Source organism: Methylobacterium brachythecii (assembly GCF_014196345.1).
GTDB lineage: Bacteria > Pseudomonadota > Alphaproteobacteria > Rhizobiales > Beijerinckiaceae > Methylobacterium > Methylobacterium brachythecii.
The window spans coordinates 313,583-336,064 of record NZ_JACIDN010000005.1; the positions used below are offsets into that span (position 1 = coordinate 313,583).

Below are 22,482 nucleotides of genomic sequence, written 5' to 3' on the forward strand. Positions count from 1 at the left end.
GCAGCAGGGCGGCGCGGACGGGCCGCGGCGAGGGATGGCGACTCCGCCTTCGGCCCGGCGTGGCCGTCCTCAACCATCCAGTTCCGGATACCGCCGGAAAATCCCCTGCTCGTTGAAAGCGATCCGCCGGTCGCTGGCGAGGTAGGCCGCGATCCGCGGCAACCGACCCATAGTCTGCACGAGCGCCGTGACCCGGGGCATGTCGGCGAGGCCCCGATCGCTGGCCTTCGGGAAGGCGTAGCGCAGGCCGTCGACGAGCTGGAACAGGGAGAGGTCGGCATAGCTCACGGCATCGCCGACGAGGCGGCCGGGCCCGGCCGGATTGCGCGCGAGCACGCGCTCGAACCAGCCGAGATATTTCGGTATCCGGTTCTCGCGAAAGTCCCTGGCGCGTTTGGCGGCCTCGGGCCGCTGCTCCTCGTAATAATCCATCACCGCGATCGGGTGGTGGGTATCGTGCGCTTCCAGCACGACGTCGGCGATGGTGAGCTGGATCTGGTGGGTCCAGATCCGGTCGGCCTCGCTCGTTCCCACGAGGCCGAGGCGCGGGCCGAGATAGAGCAGGATGTTGGCCGTCTGGCCGATCACGAGGTCGCCATCGACGAGGAAGGGCGGGGCGAAGGGCGGCCGAAAATTTCCTGATGAACCGGGCTCGTCGCCCATCCGGGCCATCATCGCGTCGATGCCGCCGCCCGCATCATGCGGCTGCCGGGCGACATCGACATAGTCGGCGCCCGCCTGCTCCAGGGCGAGGCGCACGAACTCGCCGCGCCCCTGGATCATCGGCCAGTAGTGAAGCTCGTAGCCCATTCGGCACCTCCAGGCGGGTCAAGCCGGAAGCACGCCCGAGGTTTCACGGCGATCCGGTCCCACGCGCATCGCGCGCTCCGGAGGCATGCGTAGCGGGAGCCTCCCGCTCTCCCCATATGACCGTGCCCAAGGCCACGCGACCGGTCGGAACCGGGCAGGAGGGAAGCTCGGCTGTTGCGGGTCCGACACACCGCGAAACCATCCCGAGTTTGCCTCAGCCCGCCCGCTGCCACGCCGCTATTGCGCCATAAACCGAGGCCACCTCAAGTCCCGCGGTAAATGGCTGTCGTGTCAGTATTTTACCGCTGCGTCGCGAGCCGTTCCAAGGGTGAATGCGCCACTGGGAAAAGCTTGGCCGTAAAGGACAATTTCGACCGGCGTCGGGGGGCGCCGGACACGGGTGAAAAGCAGTTCGGACGAGACCATGGACGCGCGGGTGACAGACAAGTCGAAGCTGCCGAGCCGGTACGTGACGGAGGGGCCCGCACGCGCCCCGCACCGCTCGTATCTCTACGCCATGGGCCTCACGACCGAGCAGATTCACCAGCCGCTCGTCGGGGTCGCCTCGTGCTGGAACGAGGCCGCGCCCTGCAACATCTCGCTGATGCGCCAGGCCCAGGCCGTGAAGAAGGGCGTCGCCTCCGCCCACGGCACGCCGCGCGAATTCTGCACAATCACCGTCACCGACGGCATCGCCATGGGCCATGGCGGCATGCGCGCCTCGCTACCGTCGCGCGAGGTCATCGCCGACTCGGTCGAGCTGACCATGCGCGGCCACGCCTACGACGCGCTGGTCGGCCTCGCCGGCTGCGACAAGTCGCTGCCCGGCATGATGATGGCCATGGTGCGCCTCAACGTGCCGTCGATCTTCATCTATGGCGGTTCGATCCTGCCGGGCTCGTTCCGCGGCCGGCCGGTCACCGTTCAGGACCTGTTCGAGGCTGTCGGCAAGGTCGCCGTCGGCGACATGAGCCTCGACGATCTCGACGAACTCGAGCGCGTGGCCTGCCCCTCGGCCGGCGCCTGCGGCGCGCAGTTCACCGCCAACACCATGGCGACTGTTTCCGAGGCGATCGGCCTGGCGCTGCCCTATTCGGCCGGCGCGCCGGCGCCCTACGAGATCCGCGACCAATTCTGCGCCGCCGCCGGCCAGCAGGTCATGGAACTGATCGCCAAGAACATCCGCCCGCGCGACATCGTCACCCGCAAGTCGCTCGAGAACGCCGCCGCCACCGTCGCGGCCTCCGGCGGCTCGACCAACGCGGCCCTGCACCTGCCGGCGATCGCGCATGAATGCGGCATCGAGTTCACGCTGTTCGACGTCGCGGAGATCTTCCGCAAGACGCCGTACATCGCCGACCTGAAGCCCGGCGGCCGCTACGTCGCCAAGGACATGTTCGAGGTCGGCGGCATCCCGCTCCTCATGAAGACGCTCCTCGACAACGGCCACCTGCACGGCGACTGCCTGACAGTCACCGGCCGCACCATCGCCGAGAACCTCGCCAAGGTCGCCTGGAACCCGGACCAGGACGTGGTGCGCCCGGCCGACAAGCCGATCACGGTCACCGGCGGTGTCGTCGGCCTCAAGGGCAACCTCGCTCCCGAGGGCGCGATCGTGAAGGTCGCCGGCATGCCGCCCGAGGCCCAGGTCTTCACCGGCCCGGCCCGCGTCTTCGACGGCGAGGAGGCCTGCTTCGCCGCCGTGCAGAACCGCGACTACAAGGAAGGCGACGTGCTCGTCATCCGCTACGAGGGCCCGAAGGGCGGCCCTGGGATGCGCGAGATGCTGTCGACGACGGCGGCGCTCTACGGCCAGGGCATGGGCTCGAAAGTCGCGCTGATCACCGACGGGCGCTTCTCCGGCGCCACCCGCGGCTTCTGCGTCGGCCATGTCGGCCCCGAAGCAGCCATCGGCGGGCCGATCGGCCTGCTCAAGGACGGCGACGTGATCACGCTCGACGCGATTAAGGGCACCCTCGACGTCGCCCTATCGGACGAAGAGATGGCCGAGCGCCGCAAGGCCTGGCAGCCGCGCAGCAACGACGCGACCTCGGGCTACCTCTGGAAATACATGCAGACCGTGGGACCCGCGGTCAGCGGCGCCGTCACCCATCCGGGCGGGGCCAAGGAGATCCACACCTATGCGGACATCTAGGACTGACCCAAGCCGGCTTCGGCCGGCGGGGGCCGATCCGGGTCGGCTCCGCACACGTCTAGCCTGTGCCGTCGCTGCCGCCGGCCTGATGCTGCTCGCCGCCTATCCGGCGGAGTCGCTCGACGCGACTGCACGCACGCCCGTCCCGGACAAGAGCTACCGCTCGGCCAAGGACGCGCTGCGCTCGGGCGTGCGCGACTACAATGCCGGCGACAAGCAGGGTGCCGTGCGCGCCCTCGAATACGCCGCGGACCAGGGCCAGACCCTGGCGCTGTGGAAGCTCGGCCGCATGTATGCGGACGGGGACGGCGTGCCGCACGACGACCTCAAGGCCTTCGAGTATTTCTCGCGCATCGCCGACGACAACGACGTCGACGACAAGCCGGACAACGGCAATTCCGGCGTCGTCGCAAGCGCCTTCACCTCGCTCGGCGCCTATTTCCTCGACGGGATCAAGGGCACCTATGTGCGCTCGAATCCGGAGCGCGCCTACGAGATGTTCAACTACGCCGCCTCGTTCGGCGAGCCCAACGCGCAGTACAACCTCGCCCGGCTCTATCTCGACGGAAACGGCGTCGAGCAGGATCCGCGCAAGGCCGCACGCTGGTTCAACCTCGCCGCGGAGAAGGGCCACAAGCCCGCTCAGGCGCTCCTCGGCGACCTGCTCTTCAACGGCGTCGGCGTGCCGCGTCAGACCGTGCGCGGCCTGACTTGGCTGGCGCTGGCCCGCGACGGGGCGCAGCCCCGCTCCGACGAGTGGATCGTCGAGCTGTACGACAAGGCCTGGAGCGCGGCGAGCGAGGCGGACCGGGCCGAGGCGATGGCCAAGGTGCAGTCGACCGGATCGACGCGCCGGCGGCGCTGAGAAACGTCACCCCACCGTCATTACGAGCAAAGCGAAGCAATCCAGGGCCGACGCGCCGACGTCGCAGTTGCGGTTCTGGATCGCTTCGCTGCGCTCGCGATGACGGTTGAGGGCTCTATCCCTACCAACCCTGCCGTTCGTGCTCTTCCGGCTTCCGCCCCTGGGGCGTTAGCGCATCGACTACCGAGGGCAGCGCCTGGGCGAGCTGGTTCAGCAGGTCCGAACGGTCGAGGCCGGTCTGGCGGCTGAGCGTGTCGACGGTGTCGGAGCCGAGGGCATCCGCGAGGCGGTTCGGCTCGATGGTGCGGTTCTGGCCATGGCCGATCCAGGAGCCGATGACGTCTCCGAGACCGCCGCGCTCGAAGCTCTGGATCAAGCCGTCGAGACCGCCCCCGAGATTACCCGCTCCGCCGCCCTGGTCGTGGTCGAGATGCGCGTAGGGGCCGGCACCGGGTGAACGCCCGCCGCCGTCGCTGCCGCCGGGGCCGTCGAGCATGCCCGAGAGGTCGCTGAAATCGCCGCCGCCGGCGGAGGGAGCCTGCCGGTAGCCGCCCCCTTGCGGCCGCTGACCGAAGCCGCCGAGATCGCCGTCATCGCCCTGGGGGCCGTCATATTCCTCCGGTGACGGCCCCCGCCCGCGGCCGAAGGGATCGTGTCCGCCGCCCTGCGGCTGCGGTTCGGGCGAATGCCCGCCTCCGAAAATGTTGCCGAAGCCGCCGCTTGCGCCCTTGGCGAGGAGCAGCATGAGGAGTGCTTTGACGATGGGTGACATCGCGCTGCCGCCACGTCCCCCGCCGAGCACCTGCCCGACCACACCACCAATGACTTGATCGAGCAGACCCATGACCCGTCCTCCGTCCCGCGCCACACGACGCTACAACGGCCGAGCCTGCGAGCAGTTGCGGTGAATTCAATCGTTCGAGAACCGACGCGACTGGCTCTGAACTACCGAAGCCTGCGCGACGAGCGGAGCGGCCGGAACCGTCAGCCGCGCTGTCGCAGCATTGTCGCGCGCGACGGCACTACGTGGCGTGATCGGCGCCGTCACCAGAGCCACCGCTGCGGCAAGCGCCAGGCTTCCGAGAAACAGGCCGGTCACGGTCGCACCGGCCGTGGGATCAAGCGAAGGCTTCATGATCGACGGTTCCGGTGGTTCGAGGAGAACACGATGCGAGCAGCCTAAGACTGCCGGCCGTGGACATATTGTGATGTTGCCTCGTCAATCCGTGGATACGTGTTCGGTTCCAGACGGAACGATTGAATACACCCCCGGATCAATACTATTCAGCGGCCCTTATAGCGTGGCCTTTGGCCGCCTATGCCTTGCGTCGAACGCCCTTTCGGCCGCTCCTTCCAGGGCACGGCACCAGCCGGAAGCTCGCGGTCGGTGCCCGGACCCATATTGTCGAGCGTCGGCTTGCTGATCCGGCTGCGCTTGTCGCCCTGACGGCCGGCCCCGCGCTCGACGTCGCCCTGGCGCACCATCGGATCGTCGGCAATGAGCAACTCGGTCGATTGCAGCCGCTTGAGCTCGTCGCGAAGGCGGGCGGCCTCCTCGAAGTCGAGATCGGCGGCCGCCGCGCGCATGCGCTTCTCGAGATCGGCCATGACCGCCTTGAGATTGTGCCCGACCGTGGCGACGTCCTTGGCGAGCCCGGTATCGACGCGCACGTGGTCGCGCTCGTAGACGCTCTCCAGGATGTCCTGGATGCCGCGCTTCACGCTCTGCGGCGTGATGCCGTGCTCTTCATTGTAGGCGAGCTGCTTCTGGCGACGCCGCTCGGTCTCGGCCATCGCCCGCTCCATCGAGCCGGTGATCTGGTCGGCGTAGAGGATGCAGCGCGCATCGGCGTTCCGCGCCGCTCGGCCAATGGTCTGGACCAGCGACGTCTCCGATCGCAGGAATCCCTCCTTGTCGGCATCGAGGATCGCGACGAGGGCGCATTCGGGGATGTCGAGGCCCTCGCGCAGCAGGTTGATGCCGATCAGCACGTCGAAGGCGCCGAGCCGCAAGTCGCGGATGATCTCGATCCGCTCCAGCGTGTCGATGTCCGAGTGCATGTAGCGCACGCGCACGCCGTTCTCGTGCAGGTACTCGGTGAGATCCTCGGCCATGCGCTTGGTCAGCGTCGTGACCAGCGTCCGGTAGCCGGCCTGCGCCACTTCGCGGACCTCGCCGAGGAGGTCGTCGACCTGGCTTCGTGCCGGGCGGATCTCGATGACAGGATCGACGAGACCGGTGGGGCGGATGACCTGCTCGGCGAAGACGCCGGCCGTGCGCTCCATTTCCCACTTGCCCGGCGTCGCCGAGACATGGACGGTCTGAGGCCGCATCGCGTCCCATTCCTCGAAGCGTAAGGGGCGGTTGTCGAGGCAGGAGGGCAAGCGGAAGCCGTATTCGGCCAGCGTCGCCTTCCGCCGGAAGTCGCCGCGATACATGCCGCCGATCTGGGGCACGGTGACGTGGCTTTCGTCGGTGAAGACCAGGGCGTTGTCGGGCAGGTACTCGAACAGCGTCGGCGGCGGCTCGCCGGGCTTTCGCCCGGTGAGATACCGGGAATAGTTCTCGATGCCGTTGCAGGCGCCGGTGGCCTCGATCATCTCGATGTCGAAGGTGCAGCGCTGTTCGAGCCTTTGCGCCTCGATCAGCCGGCCCATCTTGGTCAACTCGTCGACCCGCAGCTTCAGCTCGGTCTTGATGCCCTTGATCGCCTGCTGGAGGGTCGGGCGCGGCGTGACGTAGTGCGAGTTCGCGTAGACCTTCACGAACTTGAGTTCGTTGATCTTCTTGCCGGTCAGCGGATCGAACTCGACGATCGACTCGACCTCGTCGCCGAACATGCCGATCCGCCAGCCGCGATCCTCCAAGTGGGCCGGCCACAGCTCGATCGAGTCGCCGCGCACCCGGAATGTGCCGCGGGCGAAGTCCGACTGGATGCGCTTGTACTGAAGCGCCACGAGGTCGGCGATGAGTTGCCGCTGCTCGATCTTCTCATTGAGCGAGACCGTGAACGACATTGCCGTGTAGGTCTCGACCGAGCCGATACCGTAGATGCAGGACACCGAGGCGACGATGATGACGTCGTCGCGTTCCAGCAGGGCGCGGGTGGCCGAGTGGCGCATCCGGTCGATCTGCTCGTTGATCGAGGATTCCTTCTCGATGAAGGTGTCCGAGCGCGGCACGTAGGCCTCGGGCTGGTAGTAGTCGTAATACGAGACGAAGTACTCGACCGCATTGTCCGGAAAAAAACTCTTGAACTCGCCGTAGAGCTGCGCGGCGAGAGTCTTGTTCGGCGCGAGGATGAGGGCAGGGCGCTGCGTCTCCTCGATGATCTTCGCCATCGTGAAGGTTTTTCCAGAGCCGGTGACCCCGAGCAGGACCTGGTCGCGCTCCAACTCGCGCACGCCTCCGACGAGGCTCGCGATGGCGGTGGGCTGGTCGCCGGCCGGGCTGAATTCCGACTTCAGCGTGAAGCTGACACCGCCTTCCGATTTATTCGGCCGCTCGGGCCGATGCGGGATCCAGGCCTCTCCGTTCTTGAAGAGTGGATTACCCTCGGTGAGTAGCCGCTCCAGCGCTTCGACCGTCGCCGACACGCCCTCGGTGGCCAGCGACTGAGGCTCCTCGACCTCGACGGCGGCCGCACCATCCTCCGGCGCGGCGAGACCGAGCGCCTGGGCGAGGCGGGGATCGACCTCCGCCATGTCGCCGATGGCGAAGCCGGCCTGAGGCGCCTCGCCGAAACCGCCGCCCTTCGTCTTCGATGCTCTGGCATGGCCCCCACGGCCGCGCTTCGCTGGCGGCTCCGCGGGACGCGGTTCGATCGGCTTCGGCCGATTACGGTTGAGCGCCGGGTTCAGCAGCTCGGCGAGATGCTCGTCGAGCGGCTTGAGTTCGGGCTTGTCCGCCTTGGCAGAGGCGGAGCGAGGCTTCTTCGGAGCAGGCATGGACCGAATATGGGCTTTGTGCGCGCTGCGAAAAACCCCGCGATGGTGCGCTCGCACGAGATGTTTTCGCCGCGATCGACGTGCGACGGCCCGCCGGCGCAGAGGCCGCCAGCTTGTCCGCGCGCGCATCGCGGGCTAGCCGTGCGCCGCCGCTGCGCTCGCTTTGCGCGACACGATCTGGGAGGGAAACCATGCGCCGATCCATCGTCAGCCTCGGGCTCGCCGTCGCTCTGTCGACCGGCTCGTCGCTGGCCGCAGCCGCGGATTCGCTGCCGGCCCGCAAGGCGGGGCTTTGGGAATCGAAGAACGCTTCCGCCGACGGGGCCCACAGCACAGTGCGCCAATGCATCGACGCCGCCACCGATCAGCAGATGCAGGGCCTGAGCGACAAGATGGGCATGGACTGCTCGAAGAAGCAGCTCACCAAGACCGCCACCGGCTATCTCAGCGAGACGAGCTGCAAGATGGGCACCATCTCGGTGGAAGGGAAAGCGGTGATGACCGGCGACTTCAATGCGTCGGTCCGCATCGAGACCGATTCGGTAATGACCGGCCTGCCCGGGGTCACTGGGCCGAAGGCATCGCACACGGTGATCGAGTCGCGCTGGCTCGGCCCCTGCGAGGCCGGCCAGAAGCCGGGCGACATCATCCTGGAGAGCGGCAAGACGGTGAAGCTGCCGGCCATGCCACGCTGACGATCCTAGGCCGCCGTCAGATCGCTCGCAAAGGCGGCGGCAGATCCCGATCCCAGGCGGGCTCGCCCTCGAAGCGTCGCGCGACGAAGGCGAGGAAGGCCTGCGTCTTGGCGGGACGCCGGCCGGGCGGCATCAGGGCGTGGATCGGCATGAGCGGTGGCCGCTCGCCGAGGTCGATCTCGACGAGCGTACCGGCACGCAGGGCCTCGGCGACGATGAAGGTCGGCTGGTAGACGATGCCCTGGCCGGCGATCGCGGCGGTGACGAGGGCATCCCCGTTCGAGGCGCGCAGATTCCCGGCGACGGACACGCTGCGCGTCTCAAAACGCCAACGGCTGGGATCGACGATGCTGTAACCGAGGCAATTGTGCCGGGCGAGGTCTTCCGGCCGTCGGGGAATGCCGTGGCGGTCGAGATAGGAGAGCGCGGCACAGATCGCGAGGCGGCACGGTGCGAGATGGCGGGCAATCAGGCTCGAATCCGACAGTTGGCCGATGCGGATGGCGAGATCCCAGCCCTCCTCGATCAGATCGACCCTGCGATCGTTGAGGCCGAGATCCACTGACACGGCCGGATGCTCGGCGCTGAAGGCCGGCAGCAGGGGTGCGATCTCGCGCACCCCGAACGAGAGCGGCACGTTGAGCCGCAGCGTGCCGCGCGCCTCGACCGCCGACTCGCCGGCGAGGGAATCGGCTTCCGCGATGTCGGCGAGAATGCCCTCGCAGGCTTCGAGATAGGCCCTGCCGGTCTCCGTGAGCGTGAGCCGCCGCGTGGTCCGATGAATGAGCCGCGTGCCGAGGCGGGTCTCGAGCGCGGAGACGTGCTTCGTCACGCCGGTCTGCGACAGCCCCATAGCCCGCCCGGCAGCAGCAAAGCTTCCGAGCGTCGCTACGCTGACGAAGACCTGCATGCCGGTCACACGGTCGAGCATCGCTTGATTTCACTCTGCCAGAGTGAAGTAACTGGCAGAATATAGTGATTATCGCAATTCTGGTTCCAGGGCATGGTCCGACCACTCAAGACGGAAACCGATCCATGACCGACTCCCGCACCACCCCCTACGCCGCCCTGCTGCTGCGATTGACCCTCGGCGGCCTCTTCCTGGCCCATGCCGCTCTCAAGATCTTCGTGTTCACCCCTGCTGGCACGGCCGGCTTCTTCGGCTCCCTCGGCCTGCCGCCGGCCCTCGGCTACGCGGTGATCGCTGCCGAAACGGTAGGCGGCCTCGCCCTGATCCTCGGCCTCTATGCCCGCTGGGTCGCGCTCGCCCTGATCCCGATCCTGATCGGCGCCATCGTCACCGTGCACGGCGCGAACGGCTTCTTCGCGCAGAACCAGGGCGGCGGCTGGGAATTCGCAGCCTTCTGGGCAGTTGCCCTCGTCGTGCAGGCGCTGCTCGGCGGCGGCCCCTTCGCCATCCGCCAGAGCTGAGGGAGGACATCATGTCGGCACCGATCCACCCCGAGACCCGCATTGGCCACGTCCACCTCAAGGTGGCTGATCTCGACCGGGCGCTCGGCTTCTATTGCGGTGTGCTCGGCTTCAGGCTGATGCAGCGCTACGGCAGCCAGGCGGCCTTCGTCTCGGCCGGCGGCTACCACCATCATATCGGACTCAACACCTGGGAGAGCGCGGGCGGACAGCCTCCGCCGCCCGGCACGACCGGCCTCTACCACCTGGCCATCCTCTACCCGGCGCGCGCTGCGCTCGCCGATGCGCTCCAACGGCTGAATGCCGCCGGCATCCCCCTCGACGGTGCCAGCGATCACGGGGTGAGCGAGGCGCTCTACCTGCGTGATCCCGATGGCAACGGTGTCGAACTCTATCGCGACCGGCCGGAAGCAGAATGGCCGCGAGACGCGTCAGGCGACCTCGCGATGACGACCCGCCGGCTCGATCTCGCCGACCTTCTCGGCTCAGCCGTCTGAGGAGGCGGCTGGAACGCTGAATTCCACGAGCAACCCTCGTCGCGAGCCTTGCCCGACTCTGCTTTAGCATCTACTTTACGATGCAAAGTTTGAGTCGCGAGAGGGCGAGGCTCATGCGGGACCTGGACAAGGCACTGGCGGACATCGTCGCGATCCGCACGCAGATCGCCCGTGAGACGGCGTTTCGCGGGCTCGGTTCCGCGACGCTCGCGGCGACCGGCGTCATCGCCGTCGGCACCGCCTGCCTCCAGGCCTTCTGGATCGACGATCCGACGGCGAAACCTCTCCTGTTTTTCGGAGCCTGGATCGCCGCGGCCTTGCTGGCCGTCGCGCTGATCGGCGTGGAGACCGTACGGCGCTCGCGGCGCCTGCATTCGGGTCTCGCCGACGAGATGGTGACGAGCGCCATCGAGAGCTTCCTGCCGGCCGCCGGCGCCGGCCTCTGCCTGGCGCTGGTGTTCGGGCGCTTCGCCCCGGACGACGTCTGGATGCTGCCGGGTCTCTGGCAGGTGCTGACGGGCCTCGGGCTCTTCGCCGCCGCCCGGATCCTGCCGAAGGCGGTTCAGCTCGCCGGCGCCTGGTATCTCCTCGCCGGATTGTCGGTCTTCGCGCTGGCCAGCGGCGATCACCGGCTCTCGCCCTGGCTCATGGGCCTGCCCTTCGCCGTCGGGCAGGGGATGCTCGCCCTGATCATGCACCGCGCCATGATGCGCGACCAAGGAGGCTCCGATGTCTGAGACCATCGACGGCCGTTTCTCCTACGAGGGGCTCGACCGGCTGATCCACGAGAAGGCGCGGCTCTCGGTGCTGACCTCGCTGGTCGCCCACCCCAAGGGCCTTGCCTTCCCCGATCTGCGCCGCCTGTGCGGGCTGACCGACGGCAATCTCAGCCGGCACCTCGCCGTGCTGCAGGAGGCGGATTTCGTCAGCCTGGAGAAGGGCTACGACCACAATCGTCCGCAGACGGTCTGCCGGCTGACGCCGAGGGGCCGCTCGCGTTTCCTGCAATATCTCGGCGTGCTGGAGCAGGTGGTGCGCGATGCCGCCAAGGGGGCGGGGAAATCCGCCGAGACGGCGCGCGTCATGACCGGTCCTTTCGCCGAGCCGACATGATGTCGTCGGCAATCGACCGCGAAAACACCAACTTAACCGGCACATCGGATAAGTCGTGACCGGCCTCTTCCAGACCTTAGGTTTCATCCCGTACGCGGAGACCCGATGATGCGACCCGATGCCGACGGCAGACGAGGCCTGCATGCCGCGATCATCATGGACGGAAACGGCCGCTGGGCGACGCAGCGCGGATTGCCGCGCAGCGCGGGGCACCGCATGGGGGTCGAGGCCATCCGGCGCACGGCCGAGGCCGCGCCGGATCTCGGTGTCGACACGCTGACGCTGTTCGCCTTTGCCAGCGACAACTGGAAACGGCCGGAGACCGAGGTGATCGGCCTGATGCGGCTGCTCAAGGCCTATCTGCGCTCCGAGACCGGACGGCTCGCCCGCACCGGCACACGGCTCACGGTGTTCGGCCGGCGCGACCGCTTGCCGACCGGCATCCCCGAGGCAATCGAGCGGGCCGAGGCGGCCACCGCCGCCGGGACCAAGCTCAGCCTTCGCATCGCCGTCGACTATTCGTCCCGCGATGCCATCGTGGCCGCGGCCGCGCGGCTCGGCCCCGAGGCATCCCGTGGGGATCTCGACCGGGCCCTGCGCGAGGAGGTGGGCGGACCGGGCGACGTCGACCTGCTGATCCGCACCGGCGGCGAGAAGCGGCTCTCCGACTTCCTGCTCTGGGAGGCGGCTTATGCCGAGTTGCATTTCACCGACCGGATGTGGCCGGATTTCGGGGAGGCCGACCTCGCCACCGCCATCCGCGATTTCACGGGCCGTGACAGGCGTTTCGGCGGCTTGAAGCCGGTTCCGGTCGCCGCCTGACTCAGGCCGAGCCTAGGGCTCGGCGCGCAGGCGCTCGTCGATGCGGAGCAGGACCCAGACGACGATCATCAGCCAGAGCCCGCTCGGCAGGCCGGCGGCCGGTACGATGTCCAAGAGGACACGCGGCGCGAGGCAGATCAGCGTCACGTAGGCAGCCGCGTACGGGGCGAGCCGAAGCGCGATACGGCTCCGATCGGCCGCCCTCTCCTCAGCGCCGCCCTGCGTTCGGGCTGCGAGCATGGTCCCTGCGATCACGCTGGCGAACAGAGCCACGCCGTAGGTGGCCTGGGACAGCACAGAGCCCGCCTGGAATGCAGGCGCACCCGCGTAGCCAGCGATCATCGGGACAAGAGGTAGTAACGCCGTCGCCGCCAGCGGCGGCAGCGGCCCGGCTGGGTTGACCCGCAGGGCCATGGTCGCGGGCGGGGCGAGGCGCACCACCCGCCAAGCCCGTTCGACGAAGACGATCAGGACCATCTGCGCGAGCATGAAGGCCAGGGCCGCCCAGAGCCGGCTTGCCGGCTCGGCCCCGTAGCGGACCAGTTCGACCCAGACCGTCACCCCGGCCGGCACGTGGGCGACGGTACCGACGGCGAGCAGGATCAAGATGCCGTGGCCGAGACCGCGCTCGGAGATCCGCCCGGCGAGCCAGGCGAGGAGCAGGCTGCCCGCGACGAGCGTCGCCGTCGTCGTCGCGAGGAAGAGCGAGCCGGGCTCCCGCACCAACCCGTCGACGGCCTGCAGGCCGCTGGCGACGCCGTAACCCTGCAGGACCGCGAACGGGACAGTCGCGGCGCGGGTGATCGATTCCAGCGCAACGCGACGCTCGTCCCCATCGAAAAGCCGTCGCGGCACGAGCAGCGCGAGCACGCGCACGAGAAGGAAGGCCGTGACGTAGGGCATCGGCCCGAGGGCGAAGACCGACACCCGCTCGCCGGTCGCTCCGAGCGGACCGAGCCCCGTCGGATCGATGCCGGGGAGCGGCACCTGCAACCCGAACCGGTAGACGAGGATGGCGCCGAGGGTGAAGAGCAGGCGGCTGCGCGAGTCGGCGGAGAGCGTTCGCAACGGAGACTCTCCGGATGACACTTTGACGAAAATTCGAGCGTCGCGAATTCAACGAATCGGCGACAAATCGGGGTCGTCGCGATACAAGCCGGCTCATGAGATTCGGCGCCTGAGTCGCGGCACTGCTCTCACCAAGCCCAATCTTTTTGGATCGGCAAGGCTGGACGGCGCACGCGTCGACTCCAGATGGCCTTCTTCTTTGGCGCGAAGAGATGTTTGGAATGCAGTCTCATCAGGCGAGCGCCTCGATTCCGTTTCTCGACGACGAGTCACTCGCTTTCGCCGGCCGCATCTTCCATTTCGCGCAGGCTGGCCACGCCGAAGAACTGTCCGAACTCTTCGAGCACGGCCTTCCAGCCAACCTCCGTAACGATCGCGGCGACAGCCTTCTGATGCTCGCGGCCGCCCACGGCCAGGAGGCAGCGGCCCGCATCATCCTGGAGGCCGGCGGCGACCCCGAACTCGCCAACGACCATGGCGAGACCCCGCTCGCCGCCGCGACTGCGAAGGGTGAGACGGGCATCGTGCGGCTGCTGCTGGAGCACGGCGCCGTCTCGCAGGCTCACGCGCGGCGCTGACGGCGTCGATCCACTCGCCGGCTGACCCTTCTTCCTCTTCGAGATCAGGCTATCGGAAGCGCGTGCCCATGCCTGGGCACGGGCGGCAGCCTCAATGGATGGTTCGGCGATCGAGGGGCTGCAGCCTCACCGTGAAGCCACCGAACAGGTCCGGCCCGCAGACATGAACGCGCAGCTCGGACGCCGTCTGCGCGACGCAGCAAACCTCGACCCGTTGCGGTGCCGAGATCACGCGCGACAGGCTGGTCTCCGCGGCGTCCTTCACCTGCTCCGCGGTTCTAGCGGCGGCCTTGCGCGTCTCCGCCTCGACGATGGCCAAAGCCGCACGCTTCTTTCTCACGCTCAGCATGGATTTCACCGATCTGCGGGCAATTTCGAGCGCGAAAGGCCGGTGGTTACGTGCGCAGAGGACGGGCGCCGTTCGCGGTCCTCGTCGAAGAACCGCGAAGGCTGCGCATCTCGTCCAGCCTGCAATTCGTGTGTCTCGCCCACCGCATCCAGAGCTTGCGCCGTCTCTCCTCCGAAGCGTCTTGGCATGCGTGATCCGGGGGCTCATCGTCCGATTGGACTAAACAATGTCGGCGAGGTTCCGCCGCGCTCCGACCGAAGCGGTCGATGTACGAAAGTCGCTTCCGATTCAAAGAATTAGCGGGCTTCGAGCAGGAGCCCGTTTCCGCTCTCTCGCAGCCTGCGCTACCCCGGCGACTTCACGCCACTGAGGAGGGCGGCGAGCTCGGATTGGCTCCCAACGCCTGATTTGTCGAACACCGCTCTCAGCTGGGCGCGGACGGTGTTGACCGCGATCCCCAACTGGCTCGCCGTCTCCGGCACGCTCAGGCCCTGCGCGATGCTCCCAGCTGTCCTGGCCTCGGCAGGCGTCAGATCGAACAAACCCTGGACGAGGGCGAGGTCGAGCTTCCGCTCGATGCCGATCGGCGTCACGACCAGGAGATGCGCGGCCCTGGTGAAGACGTCGCGGGCGTGGCCGGTGATCGGTACCATGTGCAGGACGGCGCGCGCGTCCGAGCCCGCGGCCCGTATGGGGATCGACACGCTTTCGGGCCGCGCGCTGGCATTCGACTTGTCGATCAGATCGAAGACGACTTTTTGCGCGACAGGATCTTCGATCGAGAGCCTTCCACGGCCGTCCTTGAACAGCGACGGCATCATCGCTTCGAAACGCCGGTTGCACGCGATGATCGCCCCCTGCGCGCCGATGGCGGCCGAGGCGAGCCCCAGGAGCTCCAGATCCGACACCGTGTTCTCGAAGCGCTGCTGGGTGTAACGGGCCGCCAGCATGGCGGCGCGAGCCAGATGCGGCCTGTACGGATCGAGCCGTTCGGCATCGCCGCGCGAGAACGGGCTCTGGCCGCTCCGCCTCTCGATGTTGATGACCAGCGTGTCGCCGTTGGGGACGTTGATCGCGGTGCCCACATGCTGGCCGCCGCCGAGCCGGCGCATGTCCTGGTACATCGGCTCCGCCTCGAGCTCGGCGGGCGTGAACAGATCGAGATCCGTCAGGAAGCCGGCGTGATCACGCTTGACGCCGCGCTCGACGAGCGGATTGCGGGCCATCCAGCCATTTGCCAGGAACTGCGCGAAGAAGGGCGTCGTGGCCTCGGAGGCGATCCAGCGCGTCACCCCAGCGGACACGGTGAAGAGCATGCCGCCCCAGGCATCGCTCTCCGCAGTCAGCTTGTCCAGCAGACCCGGCCACAGTTCCGGGATGTGAGCCGCTTCGTAGATCTCGCCGAGAAGTGTATCATTGAGCACATTCAGCAAACCGCCACCTTAAATCGCTGGACAATATATCGCCTGGAATGCCGCCATTTGAGCATATCGGATTTGCATTCGCAATTTGCTTGGAAATTTCTATACTATTACACAGATCAAATGTCGAATTTTGTTCATTTATACAGCTATAAATGAATCCTGTCGCTGTCACCATGCACCCAGCAACGTATGAATATTCTTTGGATCACATCGTCTATCTGGGGCGTGCTTGCGACTGGAAGTTCATCGCCACGCACCACCGATCATGCTGTCCGACTTGGTTCCTTCGTGCGATCGCATGCCCGCCCGAGCTTTCCGAAGCTCACGCGACAATTGAAACCCAGGCGCGAATTCAAACGGCCGATCCGAAAAAACGTTCGACTGCCGAGCCCGCGCCGACAACCGGAAGCGATCTTCGGAATCGTCCATCGTTGGGCGCCGACATCAGTCGGCGTCCAGCATAGAAGGAAGCCAATTCCGCCGCCCCGTGGCAATCCGATTCCAGCGCAAGAAGCGGAGTTCTTCGCGGCCTGCGCGATCACATAAGCGGCCCGTCGCCAAGCCACGGAGCCCCGCATGACCGGTCCCCACGTCACGATCGAACCCTCGATCCTCTACCTCGGCACGCCCGTCGTGCTCATCAGCACGCAGAATGAGGACGGTACCGCCAACCTCGCACCGATGTCGTCCGCGTGGTGGCTCGGATGGCGCTGCATGCTCGGCCTCCAGACCGCATCGCAGACGCCGCAGAACATGATCCGCACGGGCCAGTGCGTGCTCAATCTGGCGTCGCCGAAGCAAGTCGACGCGGTGAACAAATTGACCCGTCTGACGGGCACCGCATCGGTGCCCGAACTGAAGCAACGGCTGGGCTATGTGTACGAGCCGGCCAAGTTCGAAGCGGCTGGCTTGACCCCGGTGCCATCGCAGACCGTGGCCGCGCCGCGCGTCCTGGAATGTCCCATCCAACTGGAGGCCGTCGTTGCGGCGCGTCACGACATGATGGCCGACGATCCCCAAGTCGCAGGGCTGATATCGGCATTCGAGGTGCGCATCACCCGTGTTCACGTGCATCCGAGCCTGCTCATGGACGGGCACGAGAACCGGATCGATCCGCTCAAGTGGCAGCCGCTGATCATGAACTTCCAGAAGCTCTATGGGGTCTCCGAGATCGAGGTCGCTCCCTCCAGCCTCGCGCAGATCGACGAAAGGATCTACCGGATGCCCGATGTGGATCGGGCGCGTGGAGAAGCGCTCGAACCATCTCCCTGAGTGTGTCGGCGGCAGCCGGTTTCGGGGCGCACTCGGCTACGCTTCAACGGTGGCGTCGTGTAGAATGCAGCCGTGGTCGCCAGGCGTCCGGTTCGACGACCGGTTAGCGTGGCCCCGGCTCGGCGCGTCAGCAGGACTGCGCTACACCGGCCGCCACCTCCACTGCGACGCCCGGAGCCATGATCGCACCTGGATCGGATCTCGAGGGCGACGCCCTGTTCGCCCCTTCAGTCGCTCGTAACCGCGAGGTGATCCTCGAGGTGCTGCGCCGGGTGCTGCCGCCCTCCGGGCTCGTTCTCGAAACTGCGAGCGGCTCCGGCGAGCACGTCGTCCATTTCGCGCGGGCACTCCCGGACCTCACCTGGCAGCCGAGCGATCCGGAGCCGGCAGCGCTCAGGAGCATCGCCGCGCATGCCCGCGCCGCCGGCCTCGCTAACCTGCGCCCGGCCCTGGCTCTCGACGTCAAAGAACCGCTCTGGCCGCTGGAGCATGCCGACGCGGTCGTGTCGATCAACATGGTTCACATCGCACCTTGGAGCGCTGCCGAGGGCCTGATGGCTGGCGCAGGGCGGGTGCTGGATGAGGGCGGCCTGCTCGTGCTCTACGGGCCGTTTCTGGTGGACGGGATGCACACCGCACCGAGCAACGCGGCCTTCGACGAGGATCTGAGGCGGCGTGATCCGCGCTGGGGTATCCGGGATGTCGCGGCGCTCCAAGAGGCCGCCGCCCCGCGCGGACTCAGGCTCGCCCAGCGTGTGCCCATGCCAGCCAACAATCTCTGCCTGATCTTCCGCAAATCCGCCTGAACCGCGGGCCCGTTCCAGTCCGTGGAACGTGGTCGACCAGCGATTGACCGAGACCGTTCGACGCGTCAGATCGACCTCACGGCGGACAATGCTTCACGGAACTCGTCCGCAATCAGGGAGCGTCGAGCCCATGAGCCTTTCGTATCTTCGCAGCGGAGCGTTGGGGGTGGCCCTGATGCTGGGCGCGACCGCGGTTCAGGGGGCGCCCGCCGGCTTTCCGAACCAGACGGAAGGCGATTACGTCGCCAAGGATTTTCGCTTCGCCGACGGCAGCACCCTGCCGGAAGTGAAGCTGCACTACACCACGCTCGGCACACCGCATAAGAACGCGGCCGGCGAGATCGACAACGCAGTGCTCGCCCTGCACGGCACCACCGGCACCGGCAAGCAGTTCCTGCTCCCGACCCTCGCCCCGGATCTCTTCGCCGAGGGCGCGCCGCTCGACGCCTCGAAATACTACGTGATCCTGCCGGACGGCCTGGGTCGCGGCGGCTCCACGAAGCCTTCGGACGGGCTCAAGGCGAAGTTCCCGCGCTACGGCTATGCAGACGTCGTCGAGGGCCAGCACCGGCTCGTCACCGAAGGGCTCGGCATCAAGCACCTGCGCCTCGTCATGGGCACGTCGATGGGCGGAATGCAGGCCTGGATGTGGGGCGAGCGCTACCCCGATTCCATGGACCGGATCGCGGCGGTGGCGAGTCAGCCGATCCAGGTCAGTGGCCGCAATGCGCTCTGGCGGCGCCTACTCATCGAGAACATCCGCAACGATCCCGACTACAAGGGTGGCGACTACACCGAGCAGCCGAGCCACTTTCTCAAGGTGCTGCCGATCTTCAACATCATGACCGAGAGCGTGCTCGGCTTGCAGAAGGACGCGCCGACCAACGACGGGGCCCGCCAGCTCTTCGACAAGTACGCCGCCGCCTTCACCGGAAAGGTCGATGCCAACGACTGGCTGTACTGGTTCGATTCCTCCTACGATTACGACCCCTATGCGGGGCTCGAGCGGATCAAGGCGCCGCTGCTCGCCGTGAATTTCGCCGACGACGAACTGAACCCGCCTCAGCTCGACGTGATGGACGGGGCGATGGCCAAGCTGAAGAACAGCCGCTTCGTGCTGGTGCCGGCCTCGGCCGAAACCCATGGCCACCAATCACTGCGCTACGCCAAGCTCTGGAAGGGTTATCTCCAGGAGTTCATGGCCAGCGCAAAATAGCCGGGCAACGGGACCAGAACGCCTAGGCTGCGGTCGGGGCAAAGCCCTGATCGCAGCCTAGCGGGCACCGGTGCCTCACCGGATGCCGTCATAGTTGCTGCCGGTATAGCGGCAGATCACCTTGCAGCGCGGACCGCCATTGCTCTGGTAGGACTTCGCGTGCCCGATCGACCCGGTCATGTCCTGGGTCGGGTTTCCGCCCGGTTGGCGCACCACGATGTTGCAGAAGTGCTGGGGGCTCTTCTGGTATTTCGGGCAGGCCGGCGTGTCGCGGCCGGCGAAGAGATCAATCAAGGTCTCGGGTTTCGCGAGAGCAGGCCCCGTCGAAGCACCGAGCGAGAGAGCAAGAACGAAGGTACGCGTGAGGGATCCAAGCAAAATGCCGCTCCTTGATTGATCGGCGACTGCACGATCGTGAGGCATTTGCTCAAATAACATTCAAACAATAGAAAATACGTGCGCCAAGTCACGACTATAAATCTTGGATTTAATCCAAAATAATCGCATTTTTATTTGCGGAGTATTTTTAGTCCGCACTCAAGACGTCATCGCAAGCGCAGCGACGGGGAGGCGGCTTCTGCTTCAGAGATCTGCCGACCGCCGCGACAGCTCCGCCCGCAGCGTCCGCGCCGCCTCGACCAGGGCCGCATCGCGCCGCTGGCGGGGCCGGGCGAGGTCGATCGAGACATCCGCCGCGATCCGGCCCGGCGAGCCGGCGAGCACCACAACGCGGTCTGCGAGATAGACCGCCTCGTCGATGTCGTGGGTCACGAACAGCACGGTCTTGCAGGTCTTCTGCTGGATGCGCTGGACCTCGTCCTGCAGGCCTTCGCGGGTGAAGCTGTCCAGGGCGGAGAACGGCTCGTCCATCAGGAGCACCTCGGGCTCGACGGCGAGTGCGCGGGCCAGCGCCACGCGCTGCCTCTGGCCGCCCGAGAGCTGGTGCGGCCAGCGTTGCCCGAGATCGCCGAGGCCGACGAGGGACAGCATCGCCTGCGCGCGCTCGCAGCGCTCGCTTTTGGCCATGCCCATCCGCTCCAGCCCGAAGGCGACGTTGGAGAGCACCCGGCGCCAGGGCAGCAGCCGCGCATCCTGGAAGACCAGGGCCATCGGCGTGCGGTTGTTCGGATCGGTGTTCAGCGTGACAGTACCGCTGCTCGGCGTCGCGAGGTCGATCAGCACGCGCAGCAGGGTCGACTTGCCGACGCCGGACTCGCCCACAATCACCAGGAACTGCCCGCGCGGGATCGCGAGATCGAGTTCTTGCAGGATGACGTTGCGTCGGCCGTCGCGCTCGTAGGCGAGGCTTAGACCTTCGATGTCGATGATCGGCGCGCCCACGTCGGTGCTCATGGCCGCCACCGCAGCAGCCAACCTTGCAGGGCGACGAAGGCCGTGTCGAACAGGCCGTAGAGCGCGGCCATGGTCAGCATGTAGACCACCACGATGTCGGTGGAGAGGAGCGAGGAGGCCTGCATCATCCGCTGGCCGATGCCGGGCACGCCGAAGATCTCGGCGGCGACCACGGCCATCCAGGCCTGACCGAGCGCCGTGCGCAGGCCGACCAGGATGCCGGGGGTGGCTGCCGGCAGCATGATCTTGACGAGGCGAGACCAGGCCGAGCGAAAGCCGAAGGCCTGGGCCACCTCGACGAGATCGCGGTCAACGCCACGCACCGCGCCTTGGGTCGCGAAGAACACGATCCAGAACACGGCGATGGCGATGATGAAGATCGCCGCCCGCGGCTCCACGCCGAACCAGATGATCGCGAAGGGCACCCAGGCGAGGCCCGGGATCGGACGCAGCAGGCGCACGATCCAGGCGGTCAGGTTCTCGAACCAACGGAACATGCCCGAGACCAGCCCGAGACCGATGCCTGCCCCCGCACCAACCGCGAGGCCGACGAGGTAGTGGCTCAGGCTCTCCCACACGGCCACGAGCCAGCCGCCATTCCTGATCTCCTTGAGGAAGGCGGCGGGAATGGTCGAGGGCGGCGGCAGGAAGGCCGGGTTGACCAGATCGAGTCGCGGGGCCGCCTCCCAGATGCAGAGGAAGACGAGAAGCCCGGCGAGAGCCAGACCGGTCGAACGGAGGCGGTTCATGAGGCCTCCGGGCACTGAGCCTGGAGCAGACCCACTACCGTCATTGCAAGCGCAGCGAAGCCATCGAGAGCCACACCCGCGGCGACAGGGCAGGGGTCCTGGATGGCTTCGCCTGCGGCTCGCAATGACGGAGAGGGCATCGGGCCGATCGATGGAAACGCCGAACGCACGAACACCTACGGCTTCACGGCCTTCTCGTACGGCTTGGCGTCGAACAGCCCGTCGGTCGGGGCCTCCTTGTCGAGGGTGCCGATGGAGACCTGATAGGTCTGCAGCGCTTTCGTCGCCTCGATGATCGTGCGCGGATCGGCAACGAATTTCGCGGCCGGCGAGGAGATCGCCTTCTGGATGGTGGCGACGTCGGTGATGCCCTTGCCAAGCGCCTGCTCCACATGCGGCGCGGCCTTGGCCGGGTCGGTCTTCAGGAGATCGGTCGACTTCACGAGCGCCTTGACGAGAGCGTCGACGGCGGCCGGGTTCTTGTCGGCGAACTTGCCGTAGACCGCGACCACCGTGCCGGGCTGGTTGGGGAACATTTCGCCGCCCGTGGCGATCAGCTTGATCGCCGGGTTGCGGGTCTGGACGATAGTGAGCGCCGGCTCGCGGATCGAGGCGCCGTCCATGGCGCCGGCCAGCACCGCCTGCTGGGTGGCGTCGATGCCCATGGGCACGACCTCGGCATCGGCCTTGTCGGCCTTGGCGACCTGCCAGAGCCAGTGCTGCAGCGTGGTGTTGGGCACCGAGCCCGCCGGCTGCGTGGCGAGCCGCGCGGCGCGGCCCTCCTTGGCCTTGAACGCCTTGAAGGCATCGGCCTTGCTCGGCGCGCTGGCGAAATACGGCGCGAGCTTCGGGCCGGCCACGAACACCATCTCCTCTATGGCGGTGGCGGCCACGACCCGCACGTCGATGCCCTTGGTGCGGGCCACGGCGAGGGGCGCGACGCCGGCCACGTAGATGTCGATGGTGCCCGAGGCGAGCGCCTGGATCATGTTCGGGCCGGATTCGAAGGTGGTGAAAGTCGGCTCGAGACCCGCCTCCTTCAGCCAGCCCTCGCCGCGGGCCACGAAGATCGGCGCCGCGCCGATCACCGGGATCACGCCGATGCGCACGGGGATCGGCGCCTGTTGGGCCGATGCGGGCAGGGGGGCGGCCAGGGAGCCGACGAGGCCGGCGAGAGCCGCCAGGGCGCTGAGCAGAAGACGCATGACAGGGTCCGACGAGTGTTGCGCAGCCCCCATGGCACAGCGGCCGGAAACATCAAACCCGAATGTGCCGGGCCGAAATCTTTGCGGTGGGCCGCGTCGACGCCTTGACCCGAGGCCGAATCCGGG

General features: G+C 67.1%; 23 protein-coding genes and 1 pseudogene. 12 read left to right on the plus strand and 12 right to left on the minus strand.

The genetic code is table 11. The features are described from left to right. Window positions 1–69 precede the first annotated feature (69 nt). Entirely contained in the window at window positions 70–810 is a 741-nt protein-coding gene (locus tag GGR33_RS15105) for a glutathione S-transferase (protein WP_183506606.1), read from the minus strand. A gap of 424 nt (window positions 811–1,234) precedes the next feature. On the opposite strand from GGR33_RS15105, the gene ilvD reads away from it, so the two are divergent. Both ilvD and GGR33_RS15115 read left to right on the plus strand, forming a co-directional pair. After that, window positions 1,235–2,965, plus strand: coding sequence for a dihydroxy-acid dehydratase (gene ilvD, locus GGR33_RS15110; protein ID WP_183506958.1), 1,731 nt, complete (start codon window positions 1,235–1,237; stop codon window positions 2,963–2,965). Then, window positions 2,952–3,830: a tetratricopeptide repeat protein gene (locus tag GGR33_RS15115; RefSeq protein WP_183506608.1), complete on the plus strand. Its 879-nt coding sequence runs from the start codon at window positions 2,952–2,954 to the stop codon at window positions 3,828–3,830. The genes ilvD and GGR33_RS15115 overlap by 14 nt, the downstream gene beginning before the upstream one ends. Window positions 3,831–3,951: 121 nt before the next feature. On the opposite strand, the gene GGR33_RS15120 is transcribed toward GGR33_RS15115, so the two are convergent. The 3 genes from GGR33_RS15120 to uvrB all read right to left on the minus strand — a co-directional run bounded on the left by GGR33_RS15120 (window position 3,952) and on the right by uvrB (window position 7,778). After that, window positions 3,952–4,674 (minus strand): YidB family protein, encoded by a 723-nt coding sequence (locus GGR33_RS15120; RefSeq protein ID WP_183506610.1) that lies wholly within the window; start codon window positions 4,672–4,674, stop codon window positions 3,952–3,954. 66 nt (window positions 4,675–4,740) lie between these two features. Beyond that, window positions 4,741–4,965, minus strand: coding sequence for a hypothetical protein (locus GGR33_RS15125; protein WP_183506612.1), 225 nt, complete (start codon window positions 4,963–4,965; stop codon window positions 4,741–4,743). 149 nt (window positions 4,966–5,114) lie between these two features. After that, the gene (gene uvrB / locus GGR33_RS15130) at window positions 5,115–7,778 is read right to left on the minus strand and encodes an excinuclease ABC subunit UvrB (RefSeq protein ID WP_183506614.1); all 2,664 of its coding nucleotides are present in this window, start codon (window positions 7,776–7,778) and stop codon (window positions 5,115–5,117) included. A gap of 191 nt (window positions 7,779–7,969) precedes the next feature. Between uvrB and GGR33_RS15135 the strand changes: the two genes are divergently transcribed. Next, complete coding sequence (locus tag GGR33_RS15135; protein ID WP_183506616.1) at window positions 7,970–8,473, plus strand: DUF3617 domain-containing protein; 504 nt, start codon at window positions 7,970–7,972, stop codon at window positions 8,471–8,473. Window positions 8,474–8,489: 16 nt separating this feature from the next. On the opposite strand, the gene GGR33_RS15140 is transcribed toward GGR33_RS15135, so the two are convergent. Beyond that, a complete protein-coding gene (locus tag GGR33_RS15140) occupies window positions 8,490–9,404 on the minus strand; it encodes a LysR family transcriptional regulator (RefSeq protein ID WP_183506619.1) in 915 nt (304 codons plus the stop codon). Between the two features lie 104 nt (window positions 9,405–9,508). Between GGR33_RS15140 and GGR33_RS15145 the strand changes: the two genes are divergently transcribed. The 5 genes from GGR33_RS15145 (at window position 9,509) to GGR33_RS15165 (ending at window position 12,336) form a co-directional block, all read left to right on the plus strand. Further along, window positions 9,509–9,904 (plus strand): DoxX family protein, encoded by a 396-nt coding sequence (locus GGR33_RS15145; protein ID WP_183506621.1) that lies wholly within the window; start codon window positions 9,509–9,511, stop codon window positions 9,902–9,904. Window positions 9,905–9,915: 11 nt separating this feature from the next. Further along, window positions 9,916–10,401, plus strand: a complete 486-nt coding sequence (locus tag GGR33_RS15150; protein WP_183506623.1) for a VOC family protein — start codon at window positions 9,916–9,918, stop codon at window positions 10,399–10,401. A 113-nt stretch (window positions 10,402–10,514) separates the two neighbouring features. Beyond that, the gene (locus tag GGR33_RS15155; RefSeq protein ID WP_183506625.1) at window positions 10,515–11,138 is read left to right on the plus strand and encodes a hypothetical protein; all 624 of its coding nucleotides are present in this window, start codon (window positions 10,515–10,517) and stop codon (window positions 11,136–11,138) included. After that, the gene (locus GGR33_RS15160) at window positions 11,131–11,514 is read left to right on the plus strand and encodes a transcriptional regulator (RefSeq protein ID WP_183506627.1); all 384 of its coding nucleotides are present in this window, start codon (window positions 11,131–11,133) and stop codon (window positions 11,512–11,514) included. Before GGR33_RS15155 ends, GGR33_RS15160 begins: the two co-directional genes overlap by 8 nt. A 108-nt stretch (window positions 11,515–11,622) precedes the next feature. Then, entirely contained in the window at window positions 11,623–12,336 is a 714-nt protein-coding gene (locus tag GGR33_RS15165; protein ID WP_183506960.1) for a di-trans,poly-cis-decaprenylcistransferase, read from the plus strand. 12 nt (window positions 12,337–12,348) lie between these two features. Here the strand turns inward: GGR33_RS15165 and GGR33_RS15170 are convergent, their stop codons facing one another. Then, entirely contained in the window at window positions 12,349–13,404 is a 1,056-nt protein-coding gene (locus GGR33_RS15170) for a hypothetical protein (protein ID WP_183506629.1), read from the minus strand. 221 nt (window positions 13,405–13,625) lie between these two features. Between GGR33_RS15170 and GGR33_RS15175 the strand changes: the two are divergent. Next, window positions 13,626–13,955 (plus strand): annotated as a pseudogene (locus GGR33_RS15175) (ankyrin repeat domain-containing protein); the annotation flags it as partial. 118 nt (window positions 13,956–14,073) lie between these two features. On the opposite strand, the gene GGR33_RS15180 reads toward GGR33_RS15175, so the two are convergent. Both GGR33_RS15180 and GGR33_RS15185 read right to left on the minus strand, forming a co-directional pair. Next, window positions 14,074–14,331 (minus strand): hypothetical protein, encoded by a 258-nt coding sequence (locus GGR33_RS15180; protein ID WP_183506633.1) that lies wholly within the window; start codon window positions 14,329–14,331, stop codon window positions 14,074–14,076. Window positions 14,332–14,675: 344 nt separating this feature from the next. Beyond that, entirely contained in the window at window positions 14,676–15,755 is a 1,080-nt protein-coding gene (locus tag GGR33_RS15185) for a helix-turn-helix transcriptional regulator (protein ID WP_284211314.1), read from the minus strand. A gap of 576 nt (window positions 15,756–16,331) precedes the next feature. Here GGR33_RS15185 and GGR33_RS15190 point away from each other — a divergent pair. The 3 genes from GGR33_RS15190 to GGR33_RS15200 all read left to right on the plus strand — a co-directional run bounded on the left by GGR33_RS15190 (window position 16,332) and on the right by GGR33_RS15200 (window position 19,049). Beyond that, window positions 16,332–17,027: a flavin reductase family protein gene (locus GGR33_RS15190; protein WP_183506635.1), complete on the plus strand. Its 696-nt coding sequence runs from the start codon at window positions 16,332–16,334 to the stop codon at window positions 17,025–17,027. A gap of 179 nt (window positions 17,028–17,206) precedes the next feature. Then, complete coding sequence (locus GGR33_RS15195; protein WP_183506637.1) at window positions 17,207–17,833, plus strand: DUF938 domain-containing protein; 627 nt, start codon at window positions 17,207–17,209, stop codon at window positions 17,831–17,833. Window positions 17,834–17,963: 130 nt separating this feature from the next. Then, a complete protein-coding gene (locus GGR33_RS15200; protein ID WP_183506638.1) occupies window positions 17,964–19,049 on the plus strand; it encodes an alpha/beta fold hydrolase in 1,086 nt (361 codons plus the stop codon). A 75-nt stretch (window positions 19,050–19,124) separates the two neighbouring features. On the opposite strand, the gene GGR33_RS15205 is transcribed toward GGR33_RS15200, so the two are convergent. From GGR33_RS15205 to GGR33_RS15220, 4 genes are all read right to left on the minus strand, one after another. Then, window positions 19,125–19,343 carry a hypothetical protein gene (locus tag GGR33_RS15205; RefSeq protein ID WP_246413161.1) on the minus strand — a complete coding sequence of 73 codons (219 nt, stop codon included), beginning with the start codon at window positions 19,341–19,343 and terminating at the stop codon, window positions 19,125–19,127. A 288-nt stretch (window positions 19,344–19,631) separates the two neighbouring features. Beyond that, window positions 19,632–20,402: an ABC transporter ATP-binding protein gene (locus GGR33_RS15210; RefSeq protein WP_210302023.1), complete on the minus strand. Its 771-nt coding sequence runs from the start codon at window positions 20,400–20,402 to the stop codon at window positions 19,632–19,634. Further along, complete coding sequence (locus tag GGR33_RS15215) at window positions 20,399–21,151, minus strand: ABC transporter permease (RefSeq protein WP_183506640.1); 753 nt, start codon at window positions 21,149–21,151, stop codon at window positions 20,399–20,401. Before GGR33_RS15215 ends, GGR33_RS15210 begins: the two co-directional genes overlap by 4 nt. A gap of 176 nt (window positions 21,152–21,327) precedes the next feature. Further along, a complete protein-coding gene (locus tag GGR33_RS15220; protein WP_183506642.1) occupies window positions 21,328–22,356 on the minus strand; it encodes an ABC transporter substrate-binding protein in 1,029 nt (342 codons plus the stop codon). Window positions 22,357–22,482 lie beyond the last annotated feature (126 nt).

What these genes read in the sequence shown, in the direction of transcription:
- GGR33_RS15135 (WP_183506616.1), top strand. Translation starts at nt 7,970, where the DNA reads ATGCGCCGATCCATCGTCAGCCTCGGGCTCGCCGTCGCTCTGTCGACC.
- GGR33_RS15155 (WP_183506625.1), top strand. Translation starts at nt 10,515, where the DNA reads ATGCGGGACCTGGACAAGGCACTGGCGGACATCGTCGCGATCCGCACG.
- ilvD (WP_183506958.1), top strand. Translation starts at nt 1,235, where the DNA reads ATGGACGCGCGGGTGACAGACAAGTCGAAGCTGCCGAGCCGGTACGTG.
- GGR33_RS15190 (WP_183506635.1), top strand. Translation starts at nt 16,332, where the DNA reads ATGACCGGTCCCCACGTCACGATCGAACCCTCGATCCTCTACCTCGGC.
- GGR33_RS15145 (WP_183506621.1), top strand. Translation starts at nt 9,509, where the DNA reads ATGACCGACTCCCGCACCACCCCCTACGCCGCCCTGCTGCTGCGATTG.
- GGR33_RS15115 (WP_183506608.1), top strand. Translation starts at nt 2,952, where the DNA reads ATGCGGACATCTAGGACTGACCCAAGCCGGCTTCGGCCGGCGGGGGCC.
- GGR33_RS15150 (WP_183506623.1), top strand. Translation starts at nt 9,916, where the DNA reads ATGTCGGCACCGATCCACCCCGAGACCCGCATTGGCCACGTCCACCTC.
- GGR33_RS15220 (WP_183506642.1), bottom strand. Translation starts at nt 22,356, where the DNA reads ATGCGTCTTCTGCTCAGCGCCCTGGCGGCTCTCGCCGGCCTCGTCGGC.
- GGR33_RS15120 (WP_183506610.1), bottom strand. Translation starts at nt 4,674, where the DNA reads ATGGGTCTGCTCGATCAAGTCATTGGTGGTGTGGTCGGGCAGGTGCTC.
- GGR33_RS15105 (WP_183506606.1), bottom strand. Translation starts at nt 810, where the DNA reads ATGGGCTACGAGCTTCACTACTGGCCGATGATCCAGGGGCGCGGCGAG.
- GGR33_RS15215 (WP_183506640.1), bottom strand. Translation starts at nt 21,151, where the DNA reads ATGAACCGCCTCCGTTCGACCGGTCTGGCTCTCGCCGGGCTTCTCGTC.
- GGR33_RS15200 (WP_183506638.1), top strand. Translation starts at nt 17,964, where the DNA reads ATGAGCCTTTCGTATCTTCGCAGCGGAGCGTTGGGGGTGGCCCTGATG.
- GGR33_RS15195 (WP_183506637.1), top strand. Translation starts at nt 17,207, where the DNA reads ATGATCGCACCTGGATCGGATCTCGAGGGCGACGCCCTGTTCGCCCCT.
- uvrB (WP_183506614.1), bottom strand. Translation starts at nt 7,778, where the DNA reads ATGCCTGCTCCGAAGAAGCCTCGCTCCGCCTCTGCCAAGGCGGACAAG.
- GGR33_RS15140 (WP_183506619.1), bottom strand. Translation starts at nt 9,404, where the DNA reads ATGCTCGACCGTGTGACCGGCATGCAGGTCTTCGTCAGCGTAGCGACG.
- GGR33_RS15210 (WP_210302023.1), bottom strand. Translation starts at nt 20,402, where the DNA reads ATGAGCACCGACGTGGGCGCGCCGATCATCGACATCGAAGGTCTAAGC.
- GGR33_RS15125 (WP_183506612.1), bottom strand. Translation starts at nt 4,965, where the DNA reads ATGAAGCCTTCGCTTGATCCCACGGCCGGTGCGACCGTGACCGGCCTG.
- GGR33_RS15160 (WP_183506627.1), top strand. Translation starts at nt 11,131, where the DNA reads ATGTCTGAGACCATCGACGGCCGTTTCTCCTACGAGGGGCTCGACCGG.
- GGR33_RS15180 (WP_183506633.1), bottom strand. Translation starts at nt 14,331, where the DNA reads ATGCTGAGCGTGAGAAAGAAGCGTGCGGCTTTGGCCATCGTCGAGGCG.
- GGR33_RS15165 (WP_183506960.1), top strand. Translation starts at nt 11,623, where the DNA reads ATGCGACCCGATGCCGACGGCAGACGAGGCCTGCATGCCGCGATCATC.